Raw genomic sequence first — 1,116 nt, forward strand, 5'->3', positions numbered from 1 at the left:
GAACTTCGACGACGCCTCGGCCAACCGGGCGTCCCAGGCCGGATCCGGCACCTGGCCCGCGATGGTCTTGAAATAGACCTGCATCAGGCAAGCGATGGCGAAAGGCTCGATGAAGGCCGCCTTGAATGCCCAGGCGAAGACGATGGCGAGCACGAAGGCCCAGCCGGCGAGCTGGCCGGGCATCAGGAACAGAATGGCGCCGGCAGGCGCCAGCATCATCAGAAAGATGACGAACGACACGCCCCACATGATGACCGCCAGCCAGACGGCGTTCTTGACCATGACCTTGCCGTTCTGGGCATAGAGCACGACGCCTTGGCGCGCCGTCTCGAAGGGTGAGGCTGAATTGATGCGGATGTTGTAACCGAGGATGATCTCGTCGACATAGGTCAGCGACAGGCGGATCACCGTGTTGATGAAGGAGACCAGGCCGCTCAGGCCCGGTATCGGCAGGAAGGCGGCGATACCGCCGAGCAGGCCGGTGATGGCGCGGATGGCACCCTTGACGAGCTGGTCGACGACGAAAAGGATATTGGCCTCGGCAAAACGCTGGGTGACGACATCCCTGGCGTAGGCGATCTGGTCCTGACCGCCGGGAATGTCGCGGCCGTCGATCAGATGAACCATGACGGCGATGTGGCCGGCCTTGACGATATAGAGGATGTATTCGCGGATCCAGTAGACCGCGATCGAGACGATGCCAAACCCGACCACGCCGCCCCACAGGGCAAAGGACATGGGCCCGTCGGGATCGGTGGAGATATGGCCGACGCCATAGCCGACCGAGGCACCGGTGCCGGTCGCCATGATGTAGGCCAGCGTGATGCCGAAATAGACGATCATACGAAAGACGATGAACGGCCAGGTCCGCATCATGATGGACACCGACCGGCCGATCTCGAAATCCCACATGTGCCCCTCCGCCTCAGAGATGGTGGAAGAGGATGAACTCAACCCGGCGATTGTCAATTGCCGGCCCTGGCACCACAGGGCGACGAATTCTGGGCAACGGTTTTCTTTCGCAGCCTTTCGCCGGCGCATTGTCTGACGGAGCATCAAACGAAAAACCCGCCTGTGCGGCGGGTCACCGGCGCAAATCAGCACCATGGACGAATA

General features: G+C 61.6%; 1 protein-coding gene. It reads right to left on the reverse strand.

The features are described 5' to 3' along the window. Positions 1 to 912 (reverse strand): hypothetical protein (locus tag EN994_RS32525; protein WP_127308206.1); only part of this gene is annotated, 912 nt, incomplete at its 3' end. Positions 913 to 1,116 lie beyond the last annotated feature (204 nt).

It is taken from the genome of Mesorhizobium sp. M7A.F.Ca.CA.002.09.1.1 (genome assembly GCF_003998555.1).
Taxonomy (GTDB): domain Bacteria; phylum Pseudomonadota; class Alphaproteobacteria; order Rhizobiales; family Rhizobiaceae; genus Mesorhizobium; species Mesorhizobium ciceri.